This window comes from Pararobbsia alpina, assembly GCF_902859895.1.
GTDB lineage: Bacteria > Pseudomonadota > Gammaproteobacteria > Burkholderiales > Burkholderiaceae > Pararobbsia > Pararobbsia alpina.
In genome coordinates, this window is sequence record NZ_CADIKM010000092.1 from 1 (window position 1) to 7628 (window position 7628).

The 7628-nt window shown below is 62.3% G+C and carries 3 protein-coding genes; 2 read left to right on the forward strand and 1 reads right to left on the reverse strand.

What is annotated here, in order from left to right; translation table 11 throughout:
* A partial coding sequence (locus tag HV670_RS28830) for a manganese catalase family protein (RefSeq protein WP_175108365.1) occupies window positions 1-421 on the forward strand: 421 nt, incomplete at its 5' end.
* 117 nt (window positions 422-538) lie between these two features.
* Here HV670_RS28830 and HV670_RS28835 read toward each other — a convergent pair.
* Entirely contained in the window at window positions 539-6139 is a 5601-nt protein-coding gene (locus HV670_RS28835; protein ID WP_343054520.1) for a trifunctional serine/threonine-protein kinase/ATP-binding protein/sensor histidine kinase, read from the reverse strand.
* A gap of 522 nt (window positions 6140-6661) precedes the next feature.
* On the opposite strand from HV670_RS28835, the gene HV670_RS28840 reads away from it, so the two are divergent.
* Complete coding sequence (locus HV670_RS28840; protein ID WP_175108366.1) at window positions 6662-7156, forward strand: YciE/YciF ferroxidase family protein; 495 nt, start codon at window positions 6662-6664, stop codon at window positions 7154-7156.
* Window positions 7157-7628 lie beyond the last annotated feature (472 nt).

Consider the following 7628-nt stretch of genomic DNA (forward strand, 5'->3'; position numbering starts at 1 on the left):
GGACCTGCGTTCCAATATCGCCGCCGAAGCACGAGCGAAGATCGTCTACGAGCGGTTGATGAACGTGACCGACGATGCTGAAATCCGCGAAACACTCGGCTTTTTGATGACGCGTGAAATTGCGCATCAGAAGTCTTTCGAGAGGGCACTACATTCCATACAGCCGAACTTTCCTGAAGGAAAGTTGCCCGGATTGGAGCAATTTTCCAGCGTTTATTACAAAATGTCGGCCGGTGATGGCGCACCTCGGGGACCGTGGAACCAGGGGCCTGAATGGGAATTCGTCGAGTCACCGCAAGCTGCGGTGGATGGTGGCGACGGCACGGCATCGGTCGCTTTGCCCGGCGATGCTTCGAAGACGCTCCGGGCATTAGCGAGTCGGACTGCATCGGGCGTCAAAATCGATCCGAAGGCACACTAGGGGGCGGCCATCGCCCCCCCCGGGGGCATTGCGCCGGGCGCCCGTTCGGGCGCCCGGCGTCTCAGCACATGCGGCCTCCTGGCGGCGGTTACCACGAATTTGCGGTTATCTTCTTAGTCATGCCACCGGTACCCCATGGTTCTCACTGGATGGGGCATGTTCGACTTCCCCGCTCGGAAGAACGAGTTGAAAGACGGCGCCCCGAGGCACGTTTGCGCTCGCCCACAGTCGTCCCCCGTGCGCCTCGACGATCGAAAGGCAGATTGACAGACCCATGCCCAGGCCATGCGCCTTCGTCGTGTAGAACGGATCAAAGACGCGCTTGACGGCTGCGGGGGGCAGTCCCGGTCCAGAGTCCCGCACGGCGATAGACACGCCATCCGATGAATCTGCGGCCGTGCTGATCAGCAAGTCTCGAGGGGCCATGCTCGTTGCGCTCATCGCTTCCACAGCATTGACGATCAGGTTGAGCATCACCTGTTGCAACTGCACGCGATCTCCAAGGACGAGTGATAAACCCTCCCCGAGCAAAGTCCGCACTGAGACGCCGTTCTTCGTCGCTTCGCCCCGCGTCAGTTCGATCACCTCGCGGACCGCATCGTTGATGTCCACCTTATCCTTGCGAGGAGGCGCTTTTTTGATGAGATCGCGAATCCCCCCGACAATGCCGCCGGCTCGCATCGCGTTATTGACGATGCGATCTAGCGACCGCCTGACCTCCTCAAGGTTTGGCGGATTGATGCGCAGCCAGCGTAGCGCGGCCGAAGCATCCACGGCTGTCGCGGCGATCGGCTGCTGAATCTCATGGGCGATCGAGGCCGTCAGTTGCCCCATGGTCGCAGCCCGGTTCGAGTGCGCGAGTTCCATCTGCACTTCGCGGTATCGCCGCTCGCTCTCGCGCGCTTCGGCTTCTGCCCGCTTGCGCCCGGTCAGATCGAGTACGAAACCGACACCCTCGCTCCCATCTTGGTCGAACGTCGCCGCGCCGATCAGCACCGGCGCGCGGCTTCCATCCTTTGTGAAAAACTCCTTCTCATACGGTTGTACGGTCCCCGTCATCCCGATCTCCGTGATTCGTTGATTGTCGCTTTCGAGCCATTCGGGCGGCGTCAGGTCCGTCCAGCGCATCCGCCCAGACACGAGGTCCTCGCGCTCATATCCCACGATTCGGAGGAAGGCGTCATTGGCCTCGAGAATTTGACCTGACAGGTCCCAGATGAAGATGCCGACAATATTGGCGTCGACGAGGCGTCGGATCCTCGCTTCGCGCTCTGCGAGATCGCGGTACAGGCGAGCATTCTTCAGGGTGATCGCGGCCTGCGAAGCCAGTAGCTTCAGAACCGCGATGTGGGTCGGCATGAAGACCCGCGGCATCAGATTGTTCTCAAGGTACAGCATGCCGACGAGTTCGCTCTGGTTGATCAGCGGCAGGCAGAGCGCAGAGCGGACCTGATGTCGCCGGACGTAGGGATCGGCGCTAAACGCATCGTGTTCTACCGCATCATCGAGAATGACGCTTTCCTGCGTTCGCATGACGTAGCGGAGCATGGATTCGGGCAGCATCACCCTTGTCACAGGCTCATCGCGCAGTCGCGTCACGACCCTATCCTGCTCGATGGTGGCTTCTGCCCTGAGCCGCGGCTCCCCCTCGTGCGCGACGAAAAACAGCAGACCTCGCTCGGCCCCTGCCTGCGCGAGCGCCGTGCGCAACAGCATGTCGACCAGTTTGTCCAAGACGATCTCGCTCGAGACCGCCTGCGATACCTTGATCACGGTGGCCAGATCGAGATGTTCAATGGGCGTGGCGATCGTGCTCATCGGGCCGGGTGCCGGCTCCTTGCGCAGGTGCGGATGGAGCTGGTCGAGTTGCCGCACCTTGCCATGGGCTCCCCAGCGCAGGTAGCCGTGGCGGCCCTTGTCGAGATACATCTCGGCGAAAATATCGAAGCCACGCGCCGCGTAGAAGCGCGCCACCGCTTCATAAGCGATAGCCTCGTCCTGGACGAAGCCGTTGTCGCGGGCTGCGCGGATGGCCTGCTCGTAAAGCCGCTCGGCGTCGAGTTCGCGGCCCTCAAGGCGGGCGAGTTCAGCGTGGACCAGCGCGGCGCGATCGGCGAAGTTCGTCGGGCAGTGCTCGGCCCACCCCTGGAGTTGGCGATGGTGCGCGGCCAGGGCGTCCAGGTGCTCGGCCCGCTGCGCGACGGAGGCCACTTCGCATTGGGCCGCGTGCGCAAGCGCGCTATAAAAATGGTATTCGGCCGCCTCGAAGAACGAAAGTGATGTCCAGAGCGACTGCTTCGCTTTCGCCGCTGCCGCAACAGCGCACGCGTACTCTTGGGCAAAGTAGTGCGCCTGCAACTTGCGGATCCAGTACCTGCAGGTCGCGACCGCCAGATCCGGGGCGCCCTGCAGATGCTGCTCGAAGCGATCCTCATCGAACTGGTCGTCATTGAAGGAGCCGAACACCGGTGTCTGGCCCCTCAGCGTCCGGATCAGCCCGAGCTGTGCGGTAACAAGGTCGATGACGACACCGAATTGCGCCTTGCGCACGAAGCCGAGCCCGGCCTCGGCTTCCCGCTGCACCTCGTCAAGCGGCTCGCCGCCGGCGAGCATGAACGTGACCGTATTGACATAGCTATAACCCGCAAAGGTAAGGTCGCCAGCTTCCTGAGCCATGTCGAAGGCACGCCGCAACAAGGAGTTGCACGTGCCCAAGTGCTGCACCCACGGACTTACAAGGTAGCCGAAACACATGTAGACACGGGCTTTGAAACGGTCCAGCCGGCGTTTCTCCACCAGGTCGATGGCTAACTGGCCAAAGCGGAATCCGGCGCGGTAGTCGCCGAAGTGCGGACCCAGGATCATGCCGAGATAGACATAGGCGAGGCACGAGGCGTCGCTATTGCCGTACTGCAGGCTCAGGTTCGCCATCCGGCAGACAAGGAGGCAATATAGATCGTTATCAGTCCACGAGGCGGGCGGCAGGATCTCGGCGAGGACGTCCATACTGGCGCAGGCGGCCGAATCGCTCATCGGTGGCAACTCGATGAGCGCCTCGATCGAGCGCTTGCCGAGCTGGCGCCAGATGTGTTTGATCTCCTTATCCATCTCATCTTGCGTCGGGTGGGGCGAACAGTGGATACCTACGCGCCGGAGGTGCTCGATCCCCACCTCAATGGCGTGCCCGTTTTCACCCGCGGTCATATAGAGCGCTATGCGTAGACGGGTCACGGCGGCAACGTCGCCGTGAGAAGCGGCGTGGGTGGGTAGCGCAGCCAGGCGCGCCTCGGCGCAAGCCAACTGGCCGGTCAGGAACTCGCATTCGGCGCGGTGGAATTCAAGCGCGAAGGCGAGCGCATAGTTCCGGTCCCAGCAGTCGCCGGCCAGTAGTGTCCCACCGGCCGCAAGGTAGGTCAGCGCCGAGTCGTAGGCCGTCGACTCCTTGGCGCGCTTGCCCGCCATGAGATTCAACTCGGCGACCCGCTGACGCTCCTCCATCGATGTGATCAACCCGGCGCCGCGGTTGAGCTGGTTCACAATCTCGAAGACGCTGTCCTCGACCTCCTCGGGCGCGGTGCGCAACCTGAGGCGCCGGCCGATCCGCAGATGCTCGGTGGGCCGCTTGCCTACGGGGATCAGCGCATAGGCCGCTTCCTGCACGCGGTCATGCAAGAAAGTGTAGGCGTGCTCCGATCGCAGGACGAGCCCGGACCGCACAGCGTCCCACAGTGCCGTATGAACCTCATTTTCAGGCACCCCGAGAACCATGCTTAGCGTGGCAGTTTGGGCACTGTTCCCGAGACAGGCGAGCCGAGTGAGGGCCTCCCGCGTTTCCTGCGGCAGGCGGGCGAGCTTGCCCAGCAGCAGCTTCACCACATTGTCGGTGTAGCCCTTGGCGCGGATGCGCTCAATGTCCCAGTCCCAGCACCGCTGGCCGTGGTCGAAGGCCAGCAGCCCCTCTTCCCAAAGAGTGCTAAGAAACTGGATGGCAAAGAATGGGTTGCCACCGGTCTTATCGTGCACCAGCCGGGCCAGCGGCGCAGCACGCCGCGGCGCACAGTGCAGCGCGTCGGCGATCAGCCGGCACAGGTCCACGACGCTCAGCGGCGTCAGGAGAATCTCCTGCACCCGCCCCCCGGCGCCGCGGATCGCCGCAAGCCGCCGCATCAGCGGGTGCGCAGGCGTGACTTCGTTGTCGCGGTAGGCGCCGACCAGCAGCAGATGGCGCAGCTCCGATTGGGTCGCCAGGTGCTCCAGCAGATCAAGCGTCCCCGAGTCGAGCCACTGTAGATCGTCGAGGAACAGCAACAGCGGGTGCTCAGCCCGCGCGAACACTCCGAGCAGGCGGCAGAACACCATTTGGAAGCGGCGCTGCGCGTCAAGTGGCGGCAGCTCGGGGGCTGGCCGCTGCGGGCCGATGAGCAGTCCAAGCTCGGGAACGAGGGTCACCGCTATCTGGCCGTGCGGGCCCAACGCCTCAGCAAACGCCTCGCGCCACGGCGCCAGTTCGGTATCGCTTTGGCCCAGCAGCGGTCGGATCAGGCCTTGGAGCGCCTGCGCCGGGGTCGCGTAAGGAATGTCGCGCCGGTGCTGGTCGAATTTGCCGGATGCGAACAGGCCGTGCTTCGGCACGAGCGCGCGGTGCAGCTCTTGCACCACCGACGACTTGCCGATGCCGGAATAGCCGGACACCAGCACCAACTCTGGTGCGCCCTCGGCCACCACCCGCTCGAAGGCGGCAAGCAGGGTGTCGATCTCGCGTTCGCGCCCGTACAGCTTTTCGGGGATCAGCAGCCGGTTCGGGATATCGTGTTGGCCCAGCGCGAAGGCGTCGATGGAGCCTCGCGCTTGCCATTCGGCGAGGCAGCGGCGCAGATCGCTCTCGACCCCGCCCGCGGTCTGATAACGCTCCTCGGCCGTCTTGGCGAGCAGCTTCATGACGATGGCAGAGACCGGCGCCGGGACGGTCTTCACCCGCTCGCACGGCGCAGCGGGCATTTTCGCTACATGGTAATGCACCCACTCCATCGAATCGGCCGCCGTGAATGGCAGCGAGCCCGTCAGCATCTGGTAGAGCGTGACGCCGAGCGCGTAGAGGTCGCTGCGGGCGTCGATTGATCGGTTCATCCGCCCGGTCTGTTCGGGGGCCATGTAGGCGAGACTGCCGGCGATGAACTCGGGCGGCTCGGGCGCCTGCCGCTCACGGGGCAGGCGCGATGCAATGCCGAAGCCGGTCAGCCGGACCTCTTCGTTCGAGCGATTGACGAAGATATGGGACGGCTTGAGGTCCTTGTGAATCAGGCCCCATTGGTGGACCTGGCCGACGGCCGTGGCCACGCCAATAGCCAAGCGCAAGAAGCGGCCCACTTCCAGCGGCGCGCCAAGTAACGCGTCGAGCGGCTCCCCGTCGAAGTCCTCCAGCAAAAGGAGCGTTCGACCACCTTCGCGCACCAGTTCCAGCGGTCGCAGCGCCCATGTACTGCCCAACTGGTCCTTCAGGTCGTATTCGTGAATAAGACGATCGACGCTGGTGGGTGTCGAGCGCTCAGCAGTAAGCCGCACGGCAAGCACCGAGCGCTCATTGTCCTCGGCATCTCGACACCGTACCCGACACCAGGCACGCTCGCCGTCCTCACTTATGACCTGAAAACTTCGATGCTCAGACGTATCAAGCCGAAACGAGGGGCTCAACTGTTGACCTCCGCAGTAGTCCGGCAACCGCTTCAGTCACTTGCAGACGTTCTGTCCGGAGGCGGCTGGCCGAGCGCTAAAATCAGTCTGCCACAAATCGGGCGAAATGACGAACGCGCCACCCCGCGACTTCGTAATGCGCTAGCGGGCCAGACGTAGTCCCTGGTGCTTACCGTGGGCATCGGCGACAGGCTGCGGGTGAATCTCGCATGCCAATGTGCAAAGCGAAAAGCGCTACCAAAAACGTCGGCGACGAGCGTGAAATGGAAGGCCGTTTGATAGGTTCCTAATTGCAAAAACCGGCAGCAAGATCCAGCCCCCCTGCGGCACGACAATTGCGACGCAGACGCTAGCGGTGTGCATTCCTCGAGGAAAGCGTTGTTCCGGTGGTTCTAGCAACAGAGCCATAGCCGTTTGTCTTGGGGCTACTGCCACGCTCGCCCCTGCGACAAATACGACACGTGGTTGTCGGCGCCCGCAGGTTGCGGTCCTGTCGGTCACACCGTATCCACCGGTAGGCATTCTCCACATTGACTCAAAGGAGCAATTATGACTACGAAGTCTCTGAAAGACTTGTTTATCCACGCGCTGTCTGACATTTACAGCGCCGAAAATCAGATGACGAAGTCACTGCCCAAGATGGCGCGGGCGTCGACAAATCCGGGCCTTCGGGCCGCATTCGAGATGCATCTGGAGGAAACCCGAGGGCAGATTAAGAGAATTGACCAGGTCGTCCAGGCGACGGGAATCAAGCTCCAGCGCGTCAAGTGCGTTGCCATGGAGGGACTGAACGAGGAGGGTCAACAGCAAATCGACGAGATCGAAAAGGGCCCAGTCCTCGACACGGCGCTTATCGCGGCGGCCCAAAAAGTGGAGCACTACGAAATTGCGGCATATGGCTCGTTGATAGCTTTGGCTAATCAGTTGGGTGAGACCGAGTCTGTCAAAATTCTGGGCGACACGTTGAAGGAGGAGAAAGCAACTGACCAGAAGCTGTCCCTGCTTGCGGAGGAGAAGATCGCGGCAGAGGCTCTCGGCCATTAGTCACCCTCGATTTTCGTCAGACGGCCCGGCGCGCCGGGCCTTACGCCTGCGAACCGTCACGTTCCCGGCTATGAACGGATGAATCGCACAACGGGAATTACGAGACATGCGAGTACAAGTCACAACAATGCGTCTCAGTGGCCAATCGCTCTCCGACGGCAACCCCGACCAACAGACTACGACCTTTGGAAAACCGCGCCGCTGACATCAGCCGCTTGCAAGCAACTGTGGTCGAAGGAGCCCAAAGGGATGCCGCCCGAGCGTCAGTCCGACTGAGTTTCAGTCATAGATGATGCCTCTTCTGCCTCGGACGGTACGCCGAGCGCAGAGGTTTCGTCGTCGACCCTGGTGTCTCGCTTCGACCTGCGAGTAACGACTCGAATTCTTCGAGCGAAAGCGGTTTCAAGAGTTGACCATCAAAGCATGACATGTCGAAGCGCTCGCCGACGTCCTCGTCAGCGGTCAGGGAAAA